The sequence below is a fragment of the Pseudomonas sp. SDO5215_S409 genome, assembly GCF_054071325.1.
Window position 1 is genome coordinate 56,749 of record NZ_JBSVWN010000013.1, and the last position, 19,728, is coordinate 76,476.

Below are 19,728 nucleotides of genomic sequence, written 5' to 3' on the forward strand. Positions count from 1 at the left end.
ACGAGGTCGACTATGCACATTCATATTCTCGGTATCTGCGGCACTTTCATGGGTTCGATGGCGGTATTGGCCAAAGAGTTGGGCCATCACGTCACCGGCTCCGATGCCAATGTGTACCCGCCCATGAGCACGCAACTTCAAGCCCAGGGCATCACCCTGACCCAAGGCTATGACCCGGCCCAATTCGACCCGGCGCCGGACTTGGTGGTGATCGGCAACGCCATGTCCCGTGGCAACCCGGCCGTCGAGTACGTACTCAATAAAGGTTTGCCTTATGTGTCTGGCCCGCAATGGCTGGCAGACCACGTGCTGCAAGGTCGCTGGGTATTGGCCGTGGCCGGCACCCACGGCAAGACCACCACCAGCAGCATGCTCGCTTGGGTGCTGGAGCATGCCGGCATGAGCCCGGGCTTTTTGATCGGCGGGGTGCCGCAGAACTTCTCCGTGTCTGCTCGCCTGGGCGGCACGCCGTTTTTTGTGATCGAGGCGGACGAGTACGACAGCGCCTTCTTCGACAAGCGCTCCAAGTTCGTCCACTACCGCCCGCGCACGGCGATCCTGAACAACCTTGAGTTCGATCACGCCGACATCTTCCCTGACCTGGCGGCCATCGAGCGCCAGTTCCACCACTTGGTGCGGACCATTCCGGCTGAAGGCTTGGTGATCCACCCCACCACCGAGCCTGCGTTGCAGCGTGTGATCCAGATGGGCTGCTGGACCCCAGTGCAGACCACCGGCGAGGGCGGGCAGTGGCAGGTCAAATTGCTGAGCGAAGACGGCTCGCGCTTTGAAGTGTCGTTTGAAGGCGTGTCTCAAGGCATCGTCGATTGGGCAATGACCGGTCAGCACAACGTCGCCAACGCCTTGGTCACGCTTGCAGCCGCTCGCCATGTAGGCGTGGTGCCGTCCATGGGCATCGCCGCATTGAGCGCATTCAAGAGCGTGAAGCGGCGTATGGAAAAAGTCGCCGAAGTGAACGGTATTACGATCTACGACGACTTTGCCCACCACCCCACGGCCATTGCCACCACCCTGGACGGCCTGCGCAAACGCGTGGGGGATGCGCCGATCATTGCGGTGATCGAGCCGCGTTCCAACTCCATGAAGCTGGGCGCGCACCGCGACGGTTTGCCCGAAAGCGTGAACGACGCCGACCTGGCCCTGTGGTACGCCCCGGCCAACCTCGGCTGGGACTTGCCAGCCATTGCGGCCCGCTGCACCGTGCCGTCGCAGGTTTTTGATTCGCTGGACGGCATCATTGAACAGGTCAAACGCCAGGCCAAGCCCGGCACACAGGTGGTGATCATGAGCAACGGCGGCTTTGGCGGCCTGCACGGCAAACTGGCCGAGGCGCTGAAATGAACGGCCCGGAACGCATCACCCTGGCGATGACCGGTGCGTCCGGCGCGCCCTACGGCTTGCGCCTGCTGGACTGCCTGGTGCGTGAAGACCGCGAGGTGCACTTTTTGATCTCCAAGGCCGCGCAACTGGTGCTGGCCACCGAAACCGACGTGGCGCTGCCCGCCAAGGTGCAGGGCATGCAGGCGTTTCTGACCGAGTACACCGGCGCGGCGGCGGGGCAGATCAAGGTGTATGGCAAGGAAGACTGGATGTCGCCCGTGGCCTCGGGCTCCGGGGCACCTGCGGCGATGGTGGTGGTGCCGTGTTCTACCGGCACCCTGTCGGCGATTGCGACCGGGGCGTGCAACAACCTGATCGAGCGGGCCGCCGACGTGACCTTGAAGGAGCGTCGCCCGTTGATCCTGGTGCCGCGCGAGGCGCCGTATTCGAGTATTCACCTGGAGCACATGCTCAAGCTGTCGAACATGGGCGTGACCATCCTGCCTGCATCGCCGGGCTTTTATCACCAGCCGCAGACCATCGATGACCTGGTGGATTTTGTGGTGGCGCGCATTCTCAACTTGTTGAACATTCCCCAGGACATGCTGCCGCGTTGGGGCGAACACCATTTGAGCAGCGATGAATAAACTCCTGATGGTGCTGGTGGCACTGCAACTGACCGGCTGCGCCACGGCGCGCACGCTGGACGCCGCCCAGCCGGGTGCGCCGGTGGTATACGCCGGCACGCGGCTGGATATGTATGCGATACAGGGTGGTTGTTGCGCGATGGACCGGTTTGGTGCCGAGGCGCCGAGCTATCCGCACCTCGACCTGCCGGCCAGTGCGGTGCTCGACACGCTGTTGTTGCCCCTGTCGGTGTTGACGGTGTTGGGCGTCGGGTTCAACGCCACGGGCGGGCTGTAACCGCGACAGGGTCGGCTTACTTGCCCAGCTTGCGCAGCTCGTCCGACTCCACCACGCGCAGGCCGTCCTGTTCTTCCAGCGCCAGTCGCCACATGGCCCGCGCCAGTTCGCACACTTCAATCCCGCGGTATTTGCCCGGGATCAGGCGTGACAACGGCCCGGCGATTTTTTCGGCCAGGCGCGTTTCCAGGCGCTCGCCCAACAGCAGCGATGGCCGCACGATGGTCAGTTGTGGCCAGTCCTGAGCCTTCAAGGCGTCTTCCATCTCGCCCTTGACCCGGTTGTAGAAAATCGAGGATTCAGGGTCGGCGCCAATTGCGCTGATTACCACCAGGTGGCGAGCGCCCAATGCTCGCGCACGCTGGGCAAAGGCCACGACCAGGTCCAGGTCCACGGCGCGGAACGCCGCTTCTGAGCCCGCTTTTTTGAGGGTGGTGCCCAGGCAGCAAAAGGCCAGGTCGACACGGCCGCCTAGTTGCGGCAAGACCGCCGTCAGGTCGCCCAGCGGGTTTTCCAGGTGTGGGTGTTCGGCAAGTGGCTTGCGGCTGGGTGCCAGCACGCGGGCGACGGTGGGTTCGTTAAGCAGGCGATCGAGCAGGTGCTCGCCCGTAAGGCCAGTGGCCCCGGCGAGCAGGATATGCTGAGGCGTCAAGTACATGATGTTTCCCCCTTGATACGGTTTCAGCTTAGTTGCTCTTGGCTTCCTTGCTATTGATAGAGACGCTTTCCAACGCTTTTCGTGCCTGCTGTTTGCGTAATAATTGCCAGCGCGCAATCACGCCTTTGGGGGCCCAGATCTGGGGTTCGGAGGCTTCGAAGTTGTCCGCCTGTTCGCGTTCGGCCACGTGGGTTTGCGCCAGCTTGAAGGCTTGCTGCAAGTCGTCGGTCTGGTTGAGGGCTTGTGCGAAAAGAGCGTCGCCGAAGTAGGTGAAGTCTGCTTCTTCCGAACAGCCGAAGGACACGCGGTCAGCCCGCGAGGCGGTCATGATCAACGTGTGTTCGTCTTTGAGGGCCGGGATGAAGCCGCCGGAGTAGCAGGCGGAAATCACGATGATCTTGTCGCGGTTTTTCAGCGGCGCCATCACGGCGGCCAGCTCGTCGGCGGGCAGGTCGGCCAGCTCCATGCGCGGCTGGTCGAGCACCAGTTCGTGCTCGTGGGTGCCGTGGCTGGTGAGGTAGATGAACACCAGGTCGTCGGGGCCGCTGCGCTCGGCCAGGGTCTGCACGGCGCGGCGCAGGTTTTCACGGGTGGCCATGGGGCGGTCGGCGATGTGGTCGCGGTGGTTCACCAGGCGGATCTGGCCGAAGGCGCCAAAGCGGCTGGCGAGCATGTTGCTGACGTAATCGGCTTCGCGCAGGAACACGCTTTGCTTGCCGTCGCCGGCCAGCGTCAGCGTGTACAGCTTTACCCCGGGCGTGGAGGCGGGCACGGCGGCCAGGGCGGTGTCGAGCAGGCGGCCTTGGGCCAGCAACCCGGTTTCCAGCGGGTCGGGCAACAGCTTGCCGTCGGCGTCGCGCACCCGCAGGCCATTGACCCAGGTGCCGGCCTGTACGGTGCCGTCGGTGAGCACCAGCGTGCCGTGGCCCTGGTAGTTGTCGCTGTCGAAACCGCCGATGTAGAAGCTGCCGTCGGTGAGGTTCAGGCGGCCTTGGCCGGTGAAGCGCCAGTCGGCGAACTGGCCCACATAGTGGCTGCCGTCGACGCCGATCAACTCGCCCTTGCCACTCAGCGCGCCTTCTTTGAATTCGCCGATCCACACGTCGCCGTCGGCGTTCTCGTAGCGGCCCTTGCCGTTGAGCTGGTTCTGTTTGAAGTGGCCGATGTACATGTCGCCATCGGCGCTGTTGAAGGTGCCGTAGCCCTCCAGTTGACCATCGAAGAAATGGCCGCCGAACTGGTTGCCGCTGTCGTCGTTGCGCTGGCCTTCGCCGTTGGGTTTGCCGTGGGCGAACTGGCCCTGGTACTGGCTGCCGTCGGCCAGCTCCAGGCGGCCAAGGCCGGAATACTGGTCGTCCTTGAACTCGCCGCGGTAGGTCATTTGCCCCTCTTTGAGGGTGCCTTCGCCGTTGCGCCGGCCTTGCTTGAAGCCGCCGGTGTAACTGCTGCCCGGGGTGGTCAGGCTGCCCTGGCCCTCAAACAGGCCCTGGTGGAACTGGCCTTTATAGACTTCGCCGTTGCTGCCGTGCCATTCGCCCTGGCCGTGCCACTGGCCCTTGTCGAACTGGCCCGCGTACCAACTGCCGTTGGGGTAGTCCACGCGGCCCTGGCCTTGCAGCAAACCGTTGACCACATCGCCCCGGTAACGGCCGCCATCGGGCAGGCGCGCATCGGGCGGCAACAGCGATTCGCCGTCTCCGCAAGCGGTGAGCAACAGGGCAAGAGCGAGGGGAGCAAGTGGGCGCATAGCGGGATCCGGATAATTGAGCGCCGAGTATGCCGCAGCTACGAGATCTATACATAAATTTACACGAATTGTGATGAGTGAACGGGGCGTGCCCGTTCACTCCAGCCGCAGCGTTACACGAAGCAGAGTGACAGCGACTCGGCGATGTAGGCGGGCTTGTCCTGGCCTTCTATTTCCAGGGTGCAGGTGGCTTTGAGCAGCCATTGGCCGGGTTTTTTCTGGGCGGCATCGGTGAGGCTCACCGCCAGGCGTACCCGGGAGTTGACCTTGACCGGCTGCATGAACCGCACGCTGTCAAGGCCATAGTTCACCGCCATCTTCAGGCCTTCGGGCATGATCAGGATGTTTTCGATCAGTTTGGGGATCAGCGACAGCGACAAAAAACCATGGGCGATGGTGCTGCCGAATGGCGTCTGGGCGGCTTTTTCCGGGTCCACGTGGATGAACTGATAATCGCCGGTGGCCTCGGCGAACAGGTTGATGCGGTCCTGATCGATGGTTAGCCAGTCGGAGCGTCCCAGTTCCTTGCCGACATAATCGTTGAGCTGCGCTACGGGTACATAGGGCATTGCGTCTCTCCTTGAGGTCATCGATTTTTAGAGTTTCCAGGCATGAAACGGCGCCCTGAGAACCAATGTAGATCATCATGGCAAAATGCTGTGGTCAACCCACCCTGCTTTAGGCGAATGCCGGTGTATGGGCTGGGCGTGCTTAAATGCCGGTCGGGTTTGAGGGGAGGGGATTGGATGCTGTTACGCGGGCTCACATGGCTGGTGCTGTTCCAATTGCTCGGCACGGCGATCAATCATTTATGCCTGCCGGTGCTGCCGGGGCCGATCATCGGCCTGCTGCTGTTGCTGGCCTTCCTGATCGGTCGCGGCGAAGTCGGCGAGCCCCTGAGCCTGGCCGCGGGCAGCCTGTTGCGTTACCTGCCGTTGCTGCTGGTGCCGCCCGCGGTGGGCGTGATGGTGTACGCCCACGACATCGCCGCCGACTTCTGGGCCATCGTCGGGGCATTGGTGCTATCGCTGGTGATCGCCATGGGATTTGTCGGCGTGCTCATGCAGTACCTGGTCAAGCGCCAGGCGCGCCGGGAGGGCAAGCCATGATGCTCGACTGGCAGGGCGCGTGGACGGCGGTCATTCATCATCCCTTGTTTGGCATCGGCATTACCCTGGGCGCCTACCAACTGGTGCTGGCGGTGTTCGAGAAAACCCGCTGGATTTTTCTGCAGCCGGTGCTGGTGTCGATGTTGCTGGTGATTGGCGTGTTGCTGGGCTGCGGGCTGACCTACGCCGAATACCGCCAGAGCACCGAAATACTGGGCATCCTGCTGGGCCCGGCCACCGTCGCCCTGGCGGTGCCGCTTTACCTGAACCTGCGCAGAATCCGCCAATTGTTCTGGCCCATTTTTACTACGCTGGTGGTGGGCGGCGTGCTGGCCACCGGCCTGTGCCTGTTGTTGGGCGGGTGGTTTGGCGCCGAACACAAAATGTTGATGACCATGGCGCCCAAGTCCGTAACCTCGCCGATTGCCATGCTGGTGGCCGAGCAACTGGGCGGTGTGGCGGCGTTGGCGGCGGTTTTTGTGCTGATCACCGGCGTGATTGGTGCGATGATCGGCCCCGCTTATTTGACGCGCCTGGGTGTGCACAGCCCCGAGGCACGTGGCATGGCGCTGGGCATGACGGCCCATGCGGTGGGAACGTCGGTGGCCTTGCAGGAAAGCGAGGAGTGCGGCGCCTTTGCCGCGCTGGCCATGAGTTTGATGGGCGTGGCAACGGCGGTGTTCCTGCCGTTGGCCGTGTCACTGGTTATTTAAGGAAACCTTTATGAGTCTGGCGCTTTTCCCGCTCAATACCGTGCTGTTCCCCGGCTGCACCCTCGACCTGCAACTGTTCGAGGCGCGCTACCTGGACATGATCAGCCGCTGCATGAAAAAGGGCGAAAGCTTTGGTGTGGTCTGCATCCTGGACGGCAAGGAGGTGGGACTGGCGCCGGACGGCTACGCCACGATCGGCTGTGAAGCGCTGATCCGAGATTTCAAGCAACAGGACAACGGCCTGCTGGGCATTCGTGTCGAAGGCGGCCGCAGGTTTCGCGTGCGCGAGGCCGGTGTGCAGCGCGACCAATTGCTGGTGGCCGAGGTGCAATGGCTGGACGAATGGCCCGAGCAGCCGCTGGCCGAAGAAGACGCCGACCTGCTGGCCTTGCTCCACGCCCTGGCCGAGCACCCGATGGTCGCCTCGCTGGACATGGGCACCCACGCCGACGGCCAGCAGGCCCTGGGCAACCAACTGGCGTACCTGCTGCCTTTCACCGAGGCCGGCAAGATCGACCTGTTACAACTCGACGATCCACGGCAACGGCTGGATGCCATTCAACGGTTGCTGGATGAGCTGCAGGGCGAGCTCTTCACTCAATAGGCATACCGCAGCAACGCGTGAGCCGTGCCGTTCAGCGCGATAAAACCGAGCAGCGCCGTGAGGGTCGGCAGCACCAGCCACCAGGTTTTCGCGGGCATTGCCGGCAGCAGGCTGCGGTGCTGGCTGACCGTGAGGCTGAACGCACAGACCGTCATGGCCAGCAAGGCGCCGGCCAGAATGTCGGTGGGCCAGTGGGCCCCCAGGTACACCCGGGACACGGCAATGGCGGCGGCCGGCAGGGCACCGAGTATCAGCCACGTCAGGCGCATGCGCGTGGGTTGGCCGCGCCCGGCCAGCACCGCCAACGCCAGGAAAAACGCGAACGAGCCCGACGCATGGCCACTGGGCATGCTGAAGCTGGTGAGCGGGTCGGTCAGCACTTCGGGGCGCATGCGCGCAAAAAACAGTTTGGTGCCGGTGTTGATCACCGCCGCGCCCGCCAGGGTGGCGCCGACGAAAAACGCCTGGCGCCATTGGCGCATCAGCAGCAGCAAGCCGGTCAACACGGCGCTGGCCAGGAACATCTTCTTGAACTCGCCGAGCTGGGTGATCCGCACCATGACCTGATCGATGGCCGGTCCGCGATGTTCTTGCACCAATGCCATCAGGCCCTGATCGAAATCGTTGAGGCGCGGGTAGCCGATAAACAGTGCGATCAGCAGCGCGGCGCTCACGCAACCTATCCACAGCGTCGCGCGGCGATGGCCCCGCAGGCTGCTGTTGAGGCTCACGCCGATCAATACCGCGAGGCACGCGGCGACGATCGCCGCTTCAGGCCAGAAACCTTCGGGCAGCGGCAGGCGGAACGCGGCACCGGTCGCCCAGCCCGGCAGCAGGTAGGCCACCGACCAACCGGCGGACGCCAGCACACTCACGGCGGCAAAGCGCGGGAAGGGCATGTCGCACATGCCCGCCACCATGGGCAGCATGGGGCGTAGCGGGCCGATGAAGCGTCCTACCAACAGGCTGGCGATGCCGTACTTCTGAAAGTAAGTCTCCGCGCCGTTGATCCATTCGGGGTGGCTGCGCAGGCCGGGCAGTCGCCGGATGTTTTGGTGGAAATGCCGGCCCAGGTAGTAGGAAATGCCGTCGCCCAGCAGGCCGCCGAGCAAGCCCAGCAACAGGGTTTCGCCCAGGGGCAGCGCGCCGCTGCCAGCCAGCACCGCAATCGCGAACAGCAAGACCGTGCCCGGCACGATCAGGCCGACAATCGCCAGGCATTCCACGCACGCGACGATAAAAACCGCGGCGGCCAGCCATTGTGGGTTCAGGGTCAACCAGCCAGTGATGCTATCGAGCCATGGGCCCATACACTCAACTCCATGTGTGACGGCCTGCTGGGGGTTGATGCGTGATTCCCCGGCGCAGGCCGTTCAGTCATTTCAGATTAAAAAATAGTCGCGCCCTTCGACTTGGCCCCGACGCAGCGGGTTCCGCGTGCAGTGGGGGGCATAGTCGGCATCGACAAAGCGGTACATCAGGTGTTCATCACGCCCGCTGGGGATGCCCAGTCGCGTGGTCTGGATGATGCGGCTCGGGGTTTGTCCCACGTCCTCGACGTACAACGCCTGCGGGTCGAAGCGCTTGGCGTCCCACATCGGCACCTTCAACCCCAGCGCCTTGCACAGCAGGGTCTGGCCCGCGCACAGCTTGTGCGCGGGGCGCGGCGCGCCGCTGGCATCGGGGTTGTTCAGTTGCATCTGCGCCAGGCTGGCTGGGCCCGATACGCTGTCCACCCACGGGTAAGCGGACTTGATCAGCACGGCATTGCCCGGGCCCTGTGCGCTGAAGTTCAACGAGTCGCCTCCCCGTGCGTAGTACATATAGATGTGCCCGCCATCCAGAAACAAAGCCTTACGTTTTTCTGTGTAGCCCAACGAGGCGTGGCTGCCTTTTTCGGCCAGGTAATAGGCTTCGGTTTCGATGATGCGCACCGACAGCCACAGGTCCCCGACACGATGACGCACGACTTTGCCCAGCAGGCCTTGCGCAAGCACTTGCGGGTCCCGGTCGAAAAAGCCGTCAGGCAGGGGGCTTGCGGGCAGCGGAGGGGAAAAACTGGACATGGCAGTGGAGGGTGGCCCGGTTAAATGTGACAGGATGATAACAAGTCCCGCCTTAATTCCGGCTGAACATCGGATTTTTACAGTTCATTTCGACCATCCGCCCCTCACCGCTGTCCGTAGGACCGCGTCACAGCTATAATCTGCCGCTTTCCTCTCTGCCAAGATCCCACCCGACCATGACTGAGTCCGTTCTCGACTACATGACCCGCCTGGGTCGCGCTGCCCGTCAGGCCTCGCGGTTGATCGCCCGCGCGACGACGGCGCAGAAGAACCGTGCACTGCTGGCCGCCGCTGACGCCTTGGATGCCTCGCGCACCGAGCTCGTCGCCGCCAACGCGCAGGACCTGGCCAACGGCCAGGCCAATGGTCTGGAACCGGCCCTGCTCGATCGCCTGGCGCTTACCCCGGCGCGCATCGACGACATGATCGAAGGTTTGCGTCAGGTGGCCAAGCTGCCTGACCCCATCGGTGAAATCCGCGACATGCGCTACCTGCCGTCCGGCATCCAGGTCGGCAAGATGCGCGTGCCCCTGGGCGTGATCGGCATCATTTACGAGTCGCGTCCCAACGTGACCATCGACGCGGCGGCGCTGTGCCTCAAGTCCGGCAATGCGACCATCCTGCGCGGCGGCTCCGAGGCCATCCACTCCAACCGCGCCATCGCCGCGTGTATCCAGCAGGGCCTGGCCGTGGCCGAGTTGCCGGCTGACGTGGTGCAAGTGGTCGAAACCACCGACCGTGCGGCCGTGGGCGCGTTGATCACCATGCCCGAGTTTGTCGACGTGATCGTGCCGCGGGGTGGCAAGGGCCTGATCGAACGTGTGAGCCGTGACGCCAAGGTGCCGGTCATCAAGCACTTGGACGGCGTGTGTCACGTCTTCATCGACGTGGCCGCCGACCTCGACAAGGCCATCCGCATCGCCGACAACGCCAAGACCCACCGCTACGCCCCGTGCAACACCATGGAAACCCTGCTGGTGCACGCGGGCATTGCCGAGCGTGTGTTGCCGCCGCTGGCTGCCATCTACCGGGACAAAGGCGTTGAACTGCGCGGCTGTTCACGTACCCGGGCGTTGCTCGGCAGCGACGTGATCGAGGCCACCGAGCAGGACTGGTACACCGAATACACGGCGCCGATCCTGTCGATCCGCATCGTCGATGACCTGGACCAGGCCATCGAGCACATCAACACCTACGGCTCCAAGCACACCGACGCCATCGTCACCGAGCATTTCAGCGATGCCCGGCGTTTTCTCACCGAAGTGGATTCCGCTTCGGTCATGGTCAACGCCTCGACGCGCTTCGCCGACGGTTTCGAGTACGGCCTGGGTGCGGAGATCGGTATTTCCACCGACAAACTCCACGCACGCGGCCCGGTCGGCCTGGAAGGCCTGACCAGCGAGAAGTACGTGGTGTTCGGTGATGGCCATGTGCGCACTTGATGGGTAAACGCATCGGGCTGCTCGGGGGCACATTCGACCCCGTGCACATCGGCCATTTGCGCAGTGCCCTGGAAGTCGCGGACGCCCTCGGGCTGGACGAGTTGCGCCTGGTGCCCAACGCCCGTCCGCCGCACCGCGACGTGCCACAGGTGTCGGCGCAAGACCGCCTGGCGATGGTGCGCTGCGCCGTGGCGGGCATAGCGCCCCTGGTGGTGGACGACCGCGAGTTGAAGCGCGACAAACCGTCTTACACTGTCGACACCCTGGAACTGATGCGGGCCGAGCTGGCCGCTGATGACCAGTTGTTTCTACTTTTGGGCTGGGACGCATTTTGCGGCCTGCCCTCTTGGCATCGCTGGGACGAATTGCTCCAGCATTGCCACATCCTGGTGCTGCAACGCCCGGATGCCGACAGCGAATCGCCGGATGCCTTGCGCAACCTGCTGGCAGCGCGCTCGGTAAGTGACCCACAGGCCCTGACCGGGCCGAGCGGGAATATTGCATTCGTCTGGCAAACCCCGCTTGCGGTGTCTGCCACCCAGATCCGTCAACTGCTGGCCAGCGGTAAGTCGGTACGTTTCCTGGTGCCCGACGCGGTCCTGGCCTACATCGATGCGCACGGTCTGTACCGTGCGTCGAACTGAACAGGCGCGCTTGAAGACACGAACCGTCGTGTACCAGGCGTGCGAATACATGAGCAAAACGAGTTTTTTATGACCAACAAAGACGTAAGCAAAGTTAAGCGCAAAGGCACCTTCAAGAGCGCCCCGCTGCCGGCCGAGGCCCAGGTTGGCCCGGTCCCTGAAGGCGAAGCGCTGGTAGCGCTGGCCGTGGCTGCGCTGGAAGACGTGAAGGCCCAGGACATCCAGGTGCTGGACGTGCGTGACAAGCAAAGCATCACCGACTTCATGATCATCGCCACTGGTACATCCAACCGCCAGATCGGCGCGATGCTCGACAAGGTTCGCGAAGCCGTCAAGGCCCAGGGCGTCAAGCCGTTGGGCGAAGAAGGCAAGGGCGACAGCGACTGGGTGCTGGCCGACCTGGACACCGTGATCGTGCACATGATGACCAGCAACGCCCGCCAGTTCTACGACCTGGAGCGTCTGTGGAAAGGTGCCGAGCAAAGCCGCGCCGTCGATGGCAAGCACCACAGCCCGGAAGTGGGCCACGCGCACTTCGACAAACTCAACAAAGACCAGGAATAAGGAACGGCTGTGCGCCTGCGTCTGATTGCTGTCGGTTCACGCATGCCCAAGTGGGTGGAAGAAGGCTGGCATGAATATGCCAAGCGCCTGCCCTCCGAGCTTGCGCTGGAACTGGTGGAAATACCGCTCAATACCCGTGGCAAGAACGCCGATGTGGCGCGCTTCATTCGCCAGGAAGGCGAAGCCATGCTGGCCAAGGTGGGCCCCAACGAGCGGATCGTGACCCTGGAAGTGCACGGCAAGCCCTGGAGCACCGAGCAGTTGGCGGTGGAACTGGACCGCTGGCGCCTGGACTCGCGCACCGTCAACTTCATGGTGGGCGGCCCCGAGGGGCTGGCGCCGGAAGTCTGCGCGCGGGCAGACCAGCGCTGGTCGCTGTCGCCGCTGACGCTGCCGCACCCGCTGGTAAGAATCCTGATCGGTGAACAGCTGTATCGCGCCTGGACAGTCTTGTCCGGGCACCCTTACCACAAATAATCTGCGCCCTGCCTGATGACCCAGCCAATCCGCATCAAGGACCACGAGAAAGACGCACGTCTGGTACGCGCGCGGGTGGTGTTTGGCGCGATCCTGGTGGTGGCATTGCTGGGCGTGCTGATTGCCCGCCTGTATTTTTTGCAGGTCATCCAGTACGACTATCACTCCACGCTGTCGGAAAACAACCGGGTGCACGTGCAACCGATTCCGCCGACCCGTGGGCTTATTTACGACCGCAACGGCGTGGTGGTCGCGGACAACCGGCCCAGCTTCAGCCTGAGCATGACCCGCGAGCGGTCCGGCGACTGGCAGCAGATTCTCGACGTGATCGTGGACGTGCTGCAGCTCACGCCGGAAGACCGGGCGATCTTTGAAAAACGCATGAAACAGGGGCGCCGGCCGTTCGAGCCGGTGCCGATCCTGTTTGAGCTGACCGAAGAGCAGATCGCGCGGATCGCGGTGAACCAGTTCCGCCTGCCGGGCGTGGAAGTGGTGGCGCAACTGGTGCGTCACTACCCGCAAGGGCCGCACTTTGCCCACTCGGTCGGCTACATGGGGCGCATCAACGAGAAAGAGCTCAAAACCCTCGACTCGGTCAATTACAGCGGCACCCACCATATCGGCAAGACCGGCGTAGAGCGCTTTTATGAGGCGGAGCTGCACGGCCAGGTGGGTTACGAAGAGGTCGAAACCAACGCCCGTGGCCGCGTGTTGCGGGTGCTCAAGCGCACCGACCCGATTCCCGGCAAAGACATCGTGCTGAGCCTGGACATCAAACTGCAGGAAGCTGCAGAGATGGCCCTGGGCGGCCGCCGGGGGGCGGTGGTGGCGCTGGACCCCAGTACCGGCGAAGTACTGGCGATGGTCAGCCAGCCCAGTTTCGACCCGAACCTGTTCGTGACCGGGATCAGTTTCAAGGCGTATGCCGAGCTGCGTGACTCCATCGACCGGCCCTTGTTCAACCGTGTGCTGCGCGGCCTGTATCCGCCGGGTTCGACCATCAAGCCAGCGGTGGCCATCGCGGGCCTCGATGCAGGCGTCGTGACGGCCAGCAGCCGAGTGTTCGACCCCGGTTACTACATGCTGCCCAACTACGACCACAAGTACCGGAACTGGAACCGCACCGGCGACGGCTTTGTCGACCTGGACACGGCGATCATGCGGTCCAACGACACCTACTTCTATGACTTGGCCCACAAGCTGGGCATCGATCGGTTGTCGACCTACATGAACAAGTTCGGCCTGGGTCAGAAAGTGTCCCTGGACATGTTTGAAGAATCCCCCGGGCTGATGCCGTCCCGCGAGTGGAAGCGCGCCACGCGCCGTCAGGCGTGGTTCCCGGGCGAAACCCTGATCCTGGGGATCGGCCAGGGCTACATGCAGGCCACGCCGCTGCAACTGGCCCAGGCCACGGCGCTGGTAGCCAGTAAAGGGGTGTGGAACCGGCCGCACCTGGCCAAGACCGTCGAAGGCGTGCGGCCCGCCGATGACAACCCGATCGCCGACATTGTGCTGCGCGACCCAAGCGACTGGACCAAGGTCAACCACGGTATGCAGCAGGTGATGCACGGCGCGCGCGGCACGGCGCGCAAGGCGGCGATCGGTGCGCAATATCGCATCGCTGGCAAGAGTGGTACGGCCCAGGTCGTGGCCATCAAGCAGGGCGAGAAATACGACCGCTCCAAGGTTCAGGAGCGGCACCGCGACCACGCCTTGTTCGTTGGTTTTGCGCCGGCCGACGCGCCCAAAATAGCGGTGGCGGTGATGGTCGAGAACGGTGAGTCCGGTTCCGGCGTGGCGGCTCCCGTGGTGCGCCAGGTCATGGACGCCTGGCTGCTGGACGACAATGGCAGGCTCAAGCCCGAGTATGGCGGCCCCCCTTCAAGCACCGAGGTTACGGCCCGTGAAGAGTAATTTTGACCGCATCCTGTCCAGCGAGGATGTGATGCGTCGCCGCGCGACCTTGTTGCAGCGCATGCACATTGATGGCCCTTTACTGATCCTGCTGCTGACCCTCGCGGCGGGCAGCCTGTTTGTGTTGTATTCGGCCAGTGGCAAGAACTGGGACCTGCTGATCAAGCAAGCGTCGTCGTTTGGCCTGGGCCTGCTGTCGATGGTGGTGATCGCGCAGTTGGAGCCGCGTTTCATGGCGCGCTGGGTGCCGCTGGGGTACGTGGCCGGGGTGTTGCTGCTGGTGGTGGTGGACGTCATGGGGCACAACGCCATGGGCGCCACCCGCTGGATCAACGTCCCGGGGGTGATTCGCTTCCAGCCGTCGGAATTCATGAAGATCCTGATGCCCGCGACCATTGCCTGGTACTTGTCCAAGCGCACGTTGCCGCCGCAGCTCAAGCACGTGGGGATCAGCCTGATCCTGATCGGCGTGCCGTTTATCCTGATCGTGCGTCAGCCCGACCTCGGCACCTCGCTGTTGATCCTGGCGGGCGGGGCGTTCGTGTTGTTCATGGGCGGGCTGCGCTGGCGCTGGATCCTCAGCGTGCTGGCGGCGGCGGTGCCGGTGGCCGTGGCCATGTGGTTCTTTTTCATGCACGACTATCAGAAGCAACGGATCCTCACCTTCCTCGACCCCGAAAGCGATCCGTTGGGCACCGGCTGGAACATCATTCAGTCCAAGGCAGCCATCGGCTCGGGCGGGGTGTTTGGCAAGGGCTGGCTGATGGGCACCCAGTCGCACCTGGACTTCCTGCCAGAAAGCCACACCGACTTCATCATCGCGGTGATGGGCGAAGAGTTCGGCCTGGTGGGTATCTGTGCGTTGCTGCTGATCTATTTGCTGCTGATCGGGCGTGGCCTGGTGATCACTGCCCAGGCGCAGACGCTGTTTGGCAAGTTGTTGGCGGGCAGCCTGACCATGACGTTTTTTGTGTATGTTTTCGTCAACATCGGTATGGTCAGTGGCCTGTTGCCGGTGGTGGGGGTGCCGTTGCCTTTCATTAGCTACGGCGGAACTTCGCTGGTGACTTTGCTGTCAGCGTTTGGGGTTTTGATGTCGATCCACACGCATCGCAAATGGATCGCGCAGGTTTGAATAAGGTGAAGATGTCAATGCAAGTAATGCGCGGCTGGGCGACTCGGTATGCGTCCTGTGTCGGCTTTGTGGGCCTGCTGGGCGCGGCTCAGGAGGCGCTGGCCGGTGACTACGACGGCTCGCCCCAGGTCGCCGAATTTGTCGGTGAGATGACCCGCGACTACGGTTTTGCCGGTGAGCAACTGATGGGCGTGTTCCGTGAAGCCCAGCGCAAACAGGCGATTCTGGACGCCATCTCCCGGCCCGCCGAGCGCGTGAAGCAGTGGAAGGAATACCGCCCGATGTTCCTGACCGACGCCCGCGTGGCGCGGGGTGTGGACTTCTGGCGCCAGAACGAAGCGGCCCTGGCCCGCGCCGAGCAGGAATACGGCGTGCCGGCCCAGGTGATCGTTGCAATCATTGGTATCGAAACCTTCTACGGTCGCAACACCGGCAGCTACCGCGTGATCGATGCGCTGTCGACTCTGGGGTTCGACTACCCGCCGCGCGCCGAGTTTTTCCGCAAGGAACTGCGTGAGTTCCTGTTGCTGGCCCGTGAAGAACAAGTCGACCCGCTGACGCTCAAAGGCTCCTACGCGGGTGCGATGGGCTTGCCGCAGTTCATGCCGAGCAGCTTTCGCGCTTACGCGGTGGATTTCGACGGTGACGGCCACATCAATATCTGGAGCAACCCCGATGATGCCATCGGTAGTGTTGCCAGCTATTTCAAACGCCATGGTTGGGTGGCCGGTGAACCGGTGGTCATCCGCGCAAGCGTAACGGGGGAGCGGGCCGACGAAGGCTTGACCCAGGGCATCGAGCCTGCCAAGACCGTCGGGGAGTTGCGGGCGCTGGGCTGGTCAAGTCAGAATGCGCTGCGCGACGATATGCCGGTCACGGCGTTCCGCCTCGAAGGCGAGAACGGCCCCGAATATTGGATGGGCCTGAAGAATTTCTACGCAATCACGCGTTATAACCGCAGCGTGATGTACGCCATGGCCGTGCATCAACTGTCAGACATGCTGGTCCAAGCACGGGGCGTCAAGTAATGCCGGTATCGCCGATCCACAAACCCCTGAAGCTGCTGGCATTCGCGGCATTGTCGTTATTGGTGGCCAGTTGCTCGACCAGTCGTGCGCCATCGCAACAGTACTCGGGTAATACCGTGCGTTCCCAGCCGGGCCTGGACATCAACCGCGCCCACAAAGACGGCGCGCCGTGGTGGGATGTGGACGTCTCGCGCATCCCGGACGCCACGCCGACCCTGCACACCGGCCCCTACAAGGCCAACCCGTACACCGTGCTGGGCAAGACCTATTTCCCGCTGCAAGACTCCAAGACCTATGTGCAGTCGGGCACCGCGTCTTGGTACGGCACCAAGTTCCATGGCCAGAACACCGCCAACGGTGAGGTCTACGACCTCTACGGCATGAGCGCGGCCCACAAGACCCTGCCGCTGCCCAGCTATGTGCGCGTGACCAACCTGGACAACAACCGCACGGTGATCCTGCGGGTCAACGACCGTGGGCCGTTCTATTCGGACCGCATCATCGACTTGTCCTACGCCGCCGCCAAAAAACTCGGTTACGCCGAAACCGGCACTGCCCGGGTCAAGGTCGAAGGCATCGACCCGGCGCAATACTGGGCCGCCCGTGGCAAGCCGGCGCCGCTGATGCTCAACGAGCCGCAGACGCCGCAGCCGCAAATCGCCCAGGCGGGCAAGGTTGAACAATGGACGCCACCGCCGCAACAGCATGCCCCGGACACGGTCGCCGTGCCCCAGGCGGCGCCGGGTGGTTCGATGGCGGGCGGGCAATACCTGCAAGTCGGCGCTTTCGCCAACCCGGATGCGGCAGAGCTGCTAAGGTCCAAACTCAGCGGCATGGTCAGCGCGCCGGTATTTATCAGCTCCATCGTGCGTAACCAGCAAACGCTGCACCGGGTGCGCATGGGGCCGATCGGCTCGCCGAGTGAAATCGCGCAAGTGCAGAACAGCGTGCGCATGGCCAACCTGGGGCAACCCAGTGTGGTCACCGCAGAATAAGCAATACCGGTTTGACGGTTCAGGCCCGCCCCCGCGGGCCCGAACCCTGGTTGTTGGCTCGTGAACAATAAAAACCCGGGGGCAAGGGGTGGGCAGGCAACCGAACACGCGACAGTCTGGCGACGGGCTGTCTGAATAGTTTTGCCCGCGAGGGCAAGTTTCCATTAGCAATTTCGAGAGACGGATGAACATCACCACCTTAGCCAAACGTACGTGCCTGCTTATCTCGCTGATCATCACCCCGGCCGCCTGGGCCGTGGAAATGATGCCGGCTGCCCCGCAACTCGCCGCCAAGTCCTGGGTGCTCATGGATGCCGCCAGCGGCAACGTGCTGGTCGAGAACAACGGTGACCAGCGCCTGCCCCCGGCCAGCCTGACCAAGCTGATGACCGCCTACATCGCGACCCTGGAAATCCGTCGCGGCCAGATCGGCGAGAACGATCCGGTGACGGTCAGCGAGAACGCCTGGCGTACCGGCGGTTCGCGGATGTTCATCAAGGTGGGTTCGCAAGTCACCGTGAGCGACCTGCTGCACGGCATCATCATCCAGTCTGGCAACGACGCTAGCGTGGCGCTGTCCGAGCACATCGCCGGCAGCGAAGACGCGTTCGCCGACATGATGAACAAGACCGCTGGCGACCTGGGCATGAGCAACAGCCACTTCATGAACCCGACCGGCCTGCCGAACCCCGAGCACTACTCGTCGGCGCACGACATGGCGCTGCTGGCGCGCGCGATCATTCGCGTCGACCCGGTGCACTACGCGATCTACTCGCAAAAAGAGTTCTTCTGGAACAACATCAAGCAGCCTAACCGCAACCTGCTGCTGTGGCGCGACAAGACCGTCGACGGCCTGAAAACCGGCCACACCGACGAAGCGGGCTACTGCATGGTGTCTTCTGCTGTGCGTGACGGCCAGCGTTTGATCGCGGTGGTGTTCGGCACCAACAGCGAACAGGCCCGTGCGGCCGAGACGCAAAAGCTGCTGACCTACGGCTTCCGCTTCTTTGAAACCCAGACCTTCTACCAGAAGGGCACTGAACTGGCCCAGGCGCCGGTGTGGAAAGGCACCGAGCATCAGGTCAAGGCTGGCCTGGCAGAAGACCTGACCCTGACCATGCCTAAAGGCCAGCTCAAGAAACTGGCTGCCAGCATGACCATGAAGCCGCAACTGGTGGCGCCGATCGCCAAGGGCGACGTCATCGGTAAAGTCGAAGTGAAACTGGACGACAAGGTGGTACACAGCGCCGATCTGATCGCGCTGGACGCTGTCGATGAAGGTGGTATCTTCCGCCGCCTGTGGGATAGCATCCGTCTATTCTTCTACAGCTTGTTCAACTGATAGTGTGCACCTGCAAAGCCCCGCGTTGATCCGACGCGGGGCTTTGCCCGTCGCCACGGCTTACGCTTACGAGGCCGTTACGCCATGACCGATAAAGAAGTAAAGGCGCCAAAGATCGAATTCCCCCAGGCCGACTATCCGATCAAAGTGATCAGCGATACGGGCGTGGGCCGGGAAGCCGAAGTGATCGCGATCGTGTCCAAGCACGCCCAGATCAACCTGAGCAAGACCGTCGAGCGCCAGAGCAGCACGGGCAAATACACCACGACCCAGCTGTATATCCTGGCCACCGATCAAGACCAGCTCTACAACATCAACAGCGAACTGCGGGCCACCGGCTTCGTGCACATGGTGCTGTGATGTCACAGGTCCTGGGCTTTCGCGAGCTCGGCCGGATGGCCTACGAGCCGGTCTGGCATGCGATGCAACGCTTTACCAACGAACGCGGCACCTCGGCCCCGGACGAAATCTGGCTGGTGGAACACCCGCCGGTCTTTACCCAGGGGCAGGCCGGCAAGGCCGAGCACGTGCTGCTTGCGGGGGATATTCCGGTGGTGCAGGTCGACCGAGGTGGCCAAGTGACTTACCATGGGCCCGGCCAGCTGGTGGCGTACCTGTTACTGGATGTGCGCAAGCTGGGTTTCGGCGTGCGTGACCTGGTCAGCCGCATGGAAGCCTGCCTCATCGAGTTATTGGCCAGTTACGGCGTCACCGCCGCGGCCAAGCCCGATGCGCCGGGTGTGTATGTGGACGGCGCGAAGATCGCTTCCCTGGGGTTGCGCATTCGCCACGGCTGTTCCTTTCATGGCCTGGCCCTGAATGTGGACATGGACCTGGCGCCGTTTCGGCGGATCAACCCGTGCGGTTACGCGGGGCTGGCCATGACCCAGCTAAGTGACCATGCAACACCGATAGAATTTGCCGAGGTAAGTGCCCGGCTGCGTGCGCAGCTCGTCAAACACCTCGACTATGCAGAGCAGACGACCCTGACGGGCGGAATCGACTGATTATGACTACTGATGTTG

The 19,728-nt window shown here is 63.1% G+C and carries 22 protein-coding genes; 17 read left to right on the forward strand and 5 right to left on the reverse strand.

Annotated elements, in window-relative coordinates; genetic code table 11:
* The first annotated feature begins 12 nt into the window (after nucleotides 1-12).
* The 3 genes from mpl to ACW9H9_RS09740 are packed head-to-tail and all read left to right on the forward strand — an operon-like array spanning nucleotide 13 to nucleotide 2,265.
* A complete protein-coding gene (mpl, locus tag ACW9H9_RS09730) occupies nucleotides 13-1,362 on the forward strand; it encodes a UDP-N-acetylmuramate:L-alanyl-gamma-D-glutamyl-meso-diaminopimelate ligase (protein ID WP_457342940.1) in 1,350 nt (449 codons plus the stop codon).
* The gene (gene ubiX, locus ACW9H9_RS09735) at nucleotides 1,359-1,988 is read left to right on the forward strand and encodes a flavin prenyltransferase UbiX (RefSeq protein ID WP_457342941.1); all 630 of its coding nucleotides are present in this window, start codon (nucleotides 1,359-1,361) and stop codon (nucleotides 1,986-1,988) included. Before mpl ends, ubiX begins: the two co-directional genes overlap by 4 nt.
* Nucleotides 1,981-2,265: a YceK/YidQ family lipoprotein gene (locus ACW9H9_RS09740; RefSeq protein ID WP_457342942.1), complete on the forward strand. Its 285-nt coding sequence runs from the start codon at nucleotides 1,981-1,983 to the stop codon at nucleotides 2,263-2,265. Before ubiX ends, ACW9H9_RS09740 begins: the two co-directional genes overlap by 8 nt.
* 16 nt (nucleotides 2,266-2,281) lie before the next feature.
* Here the strand turns inward: ACW9H9_RS09740 and ACW9H9_RS09745 are convergent, their stop codons facing one another.
* From ACW9H9_RS09745 to ACW9H9_RS09755, 3 genes are all read right to left on the reverse strand, one after another.
* Nucleotides 2,282-2,923 carry an oxidoreductase gene (locus tag ACW9H9_RS09745; RefSeq protein WP_457342943.1) on the reverse strand — a complete coding sequence of 214 codons (642 nt, stop codon included), beginning with the start codon at nucleotides 2,921-2,923 and terminating at the stop codon, nucleotides 2,282-2,284.
* A 28-nt stretch (nucleotides 2,924-2,951) separates the two neighbouring features.
* Nucleotides 2,952-4,670: a C13 family peptidase gene (locus ACW9H9_RS09750; protein ID WP_457342944.1), complete on the reverse strand. Its 1,719-nt coding sequence runs from the start codon at nucleotides 4,668-4,670 to the stop codon at nucleotides 2,952-2,954.
* Between the two features lie 113 nt (nucleotides 4,671-4,783).
* Complete coding sequence (locus ACW9H9_RS09755; protein WP_457342945.1) at nucleotides 4,784-5,239, reverse strand: MaoC family dehydratase; 456 nt, start codon at nucleotides 5,237-5,239, stop codon at nucleotides 4,784-4,786.
* A gap of 177 nt (nucleotides 5,240-5,416) precedes the next feature.
* On the opposite strand from ACW9H9_RS09755, the gene ACW9H9_RS09760 reads away from it, so the two are divergent.
* From ACW9H9_RS09760 to ACW9H9_RS09770, 3 genes are read left to right on the forward strand one after another with little or no spacing between them, the layout of a single operon-like run.
* Nucleotides 5,417-5,779, forward strand: coding sequence for a CidA/LrgA family protein (locus ACW9H9_RS09760; RefSeq protein ID WP_457342946.1), 363 nt, complete (start codon nucleotides 5,417-5,419; stop codon nucleotides 5,777-5,779).
* Nucleotides 5,776-6,492, forward strand: coding sequence for an LrgB family protein (locus tag ACW9H9_RS09765; protein ID WP_457342947.1), 717 nt, complete (start codon nucleotides 5,776-5,778; stop codon nucleotides 6,490-6,492). Before ACW9H9_RS09760 ends, ACW9H9_RS09765 begins: the two co-directional genes overlap by 4 nt.
* Before the next feature lie 10 nt (nucleotides 6,493-6,502).
* Complete coding sequence (locus ACW9H9_RS09770) at nucleotides 6,503-7,096, forward strand: LON peptidase substrate-binding domain-containing protein (protein ID WP_457342948.1); 594 nt, start codon at nucleotides 6,503-6,505, stop codon at nucleotides 7,094-7,096.
* Here the strand turns inward: ACW9H9_RS09770 and ACW9H9_RS09775 are convergent.
* Both ACW9H9_RS09775 and ACW9H9_RS09780 read right to left on the reverse strand, forming a co-directional pair.
* Complete coding sequence (locus ACW9H9_RS09775) at nucleotides 7,090-8,406, reverse strand: bifunctional DedA family/phosphatase PAP2 family protein (RefSeq protein ID WP_457342949.1); 1,317 nt, start codon at nucleotides 8,404-8,406, stop codon at nucleotides 7,090-7,092. The two genes, ACW9H9_RS09770 and ACW9H9_RS09775, sit on opposite strands and share 7 nt — an antisense overlap.
* A 72-nt stretch (nucleotides 8,407-8,478) precedes the next feature.
* A complete protein-coding gene (locus ACW9H9_RS09780; RefSeq protein WP_457342950.1) occupies nucleotides 8,479-9,162 on the reverse strand; it encodes a DNA-3-methyladenine glycosylase in 684 nt (227 codons plus the stop codon).
* Nucleotides 9,163-9,338: 176 nt separating this feature from the next.
* Here ACW9H9_RS09780 and ACW9H9_RS09785 point away from each other — a divergent pair, with 176 nt between their 5' ends.
* The 11 genes from ACW9H9_RS09785 to lipB all read left to right on the forward strand — a co-directional run bounded on the left by ACW9H9_RS09785 (nucleotide 9,339) and on the right by lipB (nucleotide 19,710).
* Nucleotides 9,339-10,604 (forward strand): glutamate-5-semialdehyde dehydrogenase, encoded by a 1,266-nt coding sequence (locus ACW9H9_RS09785; RefSeq protein ID WP_457342951.1) that lies wholly within the window; start codon nucleotides 9,339-9,341, stop codon nucleotides 10,602-10,604.
* Nucleotides 10,604-11,248 (forward strand): nicotinate-nucleotide adenylyltransferase, encoded by a 645-nt coding sequence (gene nadD / locus ACW9H9_RS09790; RefSeq protein WP_457342952.1) that lies wholly within the window; start codon nucleotides 10,604-10,606, stop codon nucleotides 11,246-11,248. Before ACW9H9_RS09785 ends, nadD begins: the two co-directional genes overlap by 1 nt.
* 69 nt (nucleotides 11,249-11,317) lie before the next feature.
* On the forward strand, nucleotides 11,318-11,812 hold the full coding sequence (rsfS, locus tag ACW9H9_RS09795) for a ribosome silencing factor (RefSeq protein ID WP_457342953.1): 495 nt from the start codon (nucleotides 11,318-11,320) through the stop codon (nucleotides 11,810-11,812).
* 9 nt (nucleotides 11,813-11,821) lie between these two features.
* Nucleotides 11,822-12,289, forward strand: a complete 468-nt coding sequence (gene rlmH, locus ACW9H9_RS09800) for a 23S rRNA (pseudouridine(1915)-N(3))-methyltransferase RlmH (RefSeq protein ID WP_003185785.1) — start codon at nucleotides 11,822-11,824, stop codon at nucleotides 12,287-12,289.
* A gap of 15 nt (nucleotides 12,290-12,304) precedes the next feature.
* Nucleotides 12,305-14,203: a penicillin-binding protein 2 gene (gene mrdA / locus ACW9H9_RS09805; RefSeq protein WP_457342954.1), complete on the forward strand. Its 1,899-nt coding sequence runs from the start codon at nucleotides 12,305-12,307 to the stop codon at nucleotides 14,201-14,203.
* 31 nt (nucleotides 14,204-14,234) lie between these two features.
* The gene (rodA, locus tag ACW9H9_RS09810; RefSeq protein WP_457342988.1) at nucleotides 14,235-15,338 is read left to right on the forward strand and encodes a rod shape-determining protein RodA; all 1,104 of its coding nucleotides are present in this window, start codon (nucleotides 14,235-14,237) and stop codon (nucleotides 15,336-15,338) included.
* A gap of 17 nt (nucleotides 15,339-15,355) precedes the next feature.
* A complete protein-coding gene (gene mltB / locus ACW9H9_RS09815) occupies nucleotides 15,356-16,366 on the forward strand; it encodes a lytic murein transglycosylase B (RefSeq protein ID WP_457342955.1) in 1,011 nt (336 codons plus the stop codon).
* Nucleotides 16,366-17,361, forward strand: coding sequence for a septal ring lytic transglycosylase RlpA family protein (locus tag ACW9H9_RS09820; protein WP_457342956.1), 996 nt, complete (start codon nucleotides 16,366-16,368; stop codon nucleotides 17,359-17,361). The genes mltB and ACW9H9_RS09820 overlap by 1 nt, the downstream gene beginning before the upstream one ends.
* Nucleotides 17,362-17,545: 184 nt before the next feature.
* Nucleotides 17,546-18,703 carry a D-alanyl-D-alanine carboxypeptidase family protein gene (locus ACW9H9_RS09825; RefSeq protein WP_457342957.1) on the forward strand — a complete coding sequence of 386 codons (1,158 nt, stop codon included), beginning with the start codon at nucleotides 17,546-17,548 and terminating at the stop codon, nucleotides 18,701-18,703.
* A gap of 84 nt (nucleotides 18,704-18,787) precedes the next feature.
* On the forward strand, nucleotides 18,788-19,063 hold the full coding sequence (locus ACW9H9_RS09830; RefSeq protein WP_457342958.1) for a DUF493 domain-containing protein: 276 nt from the start codon (nucleotides 18,788-18,790) through the stop codon (nucleotides 19,061-19,063).
* Nucleotides 19,063-19,710: a lipoyl(octanoyl) transferase LipB gene (gene lipB, locus ACW9H9_RS09835; protein WP_457342959.1), complete on the forward strand. Its 648-nt coding sequence runs from the start codon at nucleotides 19,063-19,065 to the stop codon at nucleotides 19,708-19,710. The genes ACW9H9_RS09830 and lipB overlap by 1 nt, the downstream gene beginning before the upstream one ends.
* The last annotated feature ends 18 nt before the right edge of the window (nucleotides 19,711-19,728 follow it).

What these genes read in the sequence shown, in the direction of transcription:
- lipB (WP_457342959.1), top strand. Translation starts at nt 19,063, where the DNA reads ATGTCACAGGTCCTGGGCTTTCGCGAGCTCGGCCGGATGGCCTACGAG.
- ACW9H9_RS09775 (WP_457342949.1), bottom strand. Translation starts at nt 8,406, where the DNA reads ATGGGCCCATGGCTCGATAGCATCACTGGCTGGTTGACCCTGAACCCA.
- rsfS (WP_457342953.1), top strand. Translation starts at nt 11,318, where the DNA reads ATGACCAACAAAGACGTAAGCAAAGTTAAGCGCAAAGGCACCTTCAAG.
- ACW9H9_RS09785 (WP_457342951.1), top strand. Translation starts at nt 9,339, where the DNA reads ATGACTGAGTCCGTTCTCGACTACATGACCCGCCTGGGTCGCGCTGCC.
- ACW9H9_RS09830 (WP_457342958.1), top strand. Translation starts at nt 18,788, where the DNA reads ATGACCGATAAAGAAGTAAAGGCGCCAAAGATCGAATTCCCCCAGGCC.
- ACW9H9_RS09755 (WP_457342945.1), bottom strand. Translation starts at nt 5,239, where the DNA reads ATGCCCTATGTACCCGTAGCGCAGCTCAACGATTATGTCGGCAAGGAA.
- ACW9H9_RS09770 (WP_457342948.1), top strand. Translation starts at nt 6,503, where the DNA reads ATGAGTCTGGCGCTTTTCCCGCTCAATACCGTGCTGTTCCCCGGCTGC.
- nadD (WP_457342952.1), top strand. Translation starts at nt 10,604, where the DNA reads ATGGGTAAACGCATCGGGCTGCTCGGGGGCACATTCGACCCCGTGCAC.
- ACW9H9_RS09740 (WP_457342942.1), top strand. Translation starts at nt 1,981, where the DNA reads ATGAATAAACTCCTGATGGTGCTGGTGGCACTGCAACTGACCGGCTGC.
- ACW9H9_RS09825 (WP_457342957.1), top strand. Translation starts at nt 17,546, where the DNA reads ATGAACATCACCACCTTAGCCAAACGTACGTGCCTGCTTATCTCGCTG.
- ACW9H9_RS09820 (WP_457342956.1), top strand. Translation starts at nt 16,366, where the DNA reads ATGCCGGTATCGCCGATCCACAAACCCCTGAAGCTGCTGGCATTCGCG.
- rodA (WP_457342988.1), top strand. Translation starts at nt 14,235, where the DNA reads ATGCGTCGCCGCGCGACCTTGTTGCAGCGCATGCACATTGATGGCCCT.
- ACW9H9_RS09760 (WP_457342946.1), top strand. Translation starts at nt 5,417, where the DNA reads ATGCTGTTACGCGGGCTCACATGGCTGGTGCTGTTCCAATTGCTCGGC.
- ACW9H9_RS09780 (WP_457342950.1), bottom strand. Translation starts at nt 9,162, where the DNA reads ATGTCCAGTTTTTCCCCTCCGCTGCCCGCAAGCCCCCTGCCTGACGGC.
- ubiX (WP_457342941.1), top strand. Translation starts at nt 1,359, where the DNA reads ATGAACGGCCCGGAACGCATCACCCTGGCGATGACCGGTGCGTCCGGC.
- mltB (WP_457342955.1), top strand. Translation starts at nt 15,356, where the DNA reads ATGCAAGTAATGCGCGGCTGGGCGACTCGGTATGCGTCCTGTGTCGGC.
- ACW9H9_RS09745 (WP_457342943.1), bottom strand. Translation starts at nt 2,923, where the DNA reads ATGTACTTGACGCCTCAGCATATCCTGCTCGCCGGGGCCACTGGCCTT.
- ACW9H9_RS09750 (WP_457342944.1), bottom strand. Translation starts at nt 4,670, where the DNA reads ATGCGCCCACTTGCTCCCCTCGCTCTTGCCCTGTTGCTCACCGCTTGC.
- mrdA (WP_457342954.1), top strand. Translation starts at nt 12,305, where the DNA reads ATGACCCAGCCAATCCGCATCAAGGACCACGAGAAAGACGCACGTCTG.
- ACW9H9_RS09765 (WP_457342947.1), top strand. Translation starts at nt 5,776, where the DNA reads ATGATGCTCGACTGGCAGGGCGCGTGGACGGCGGTCATTCATCATCCC.
- mpl (WP_457342940.1), top strand. Translation starts at nt 13, where the DNA reads ATGCACATTCATATTCTCGGTATCTGCGGCACTTTCATGGGTTCGATG.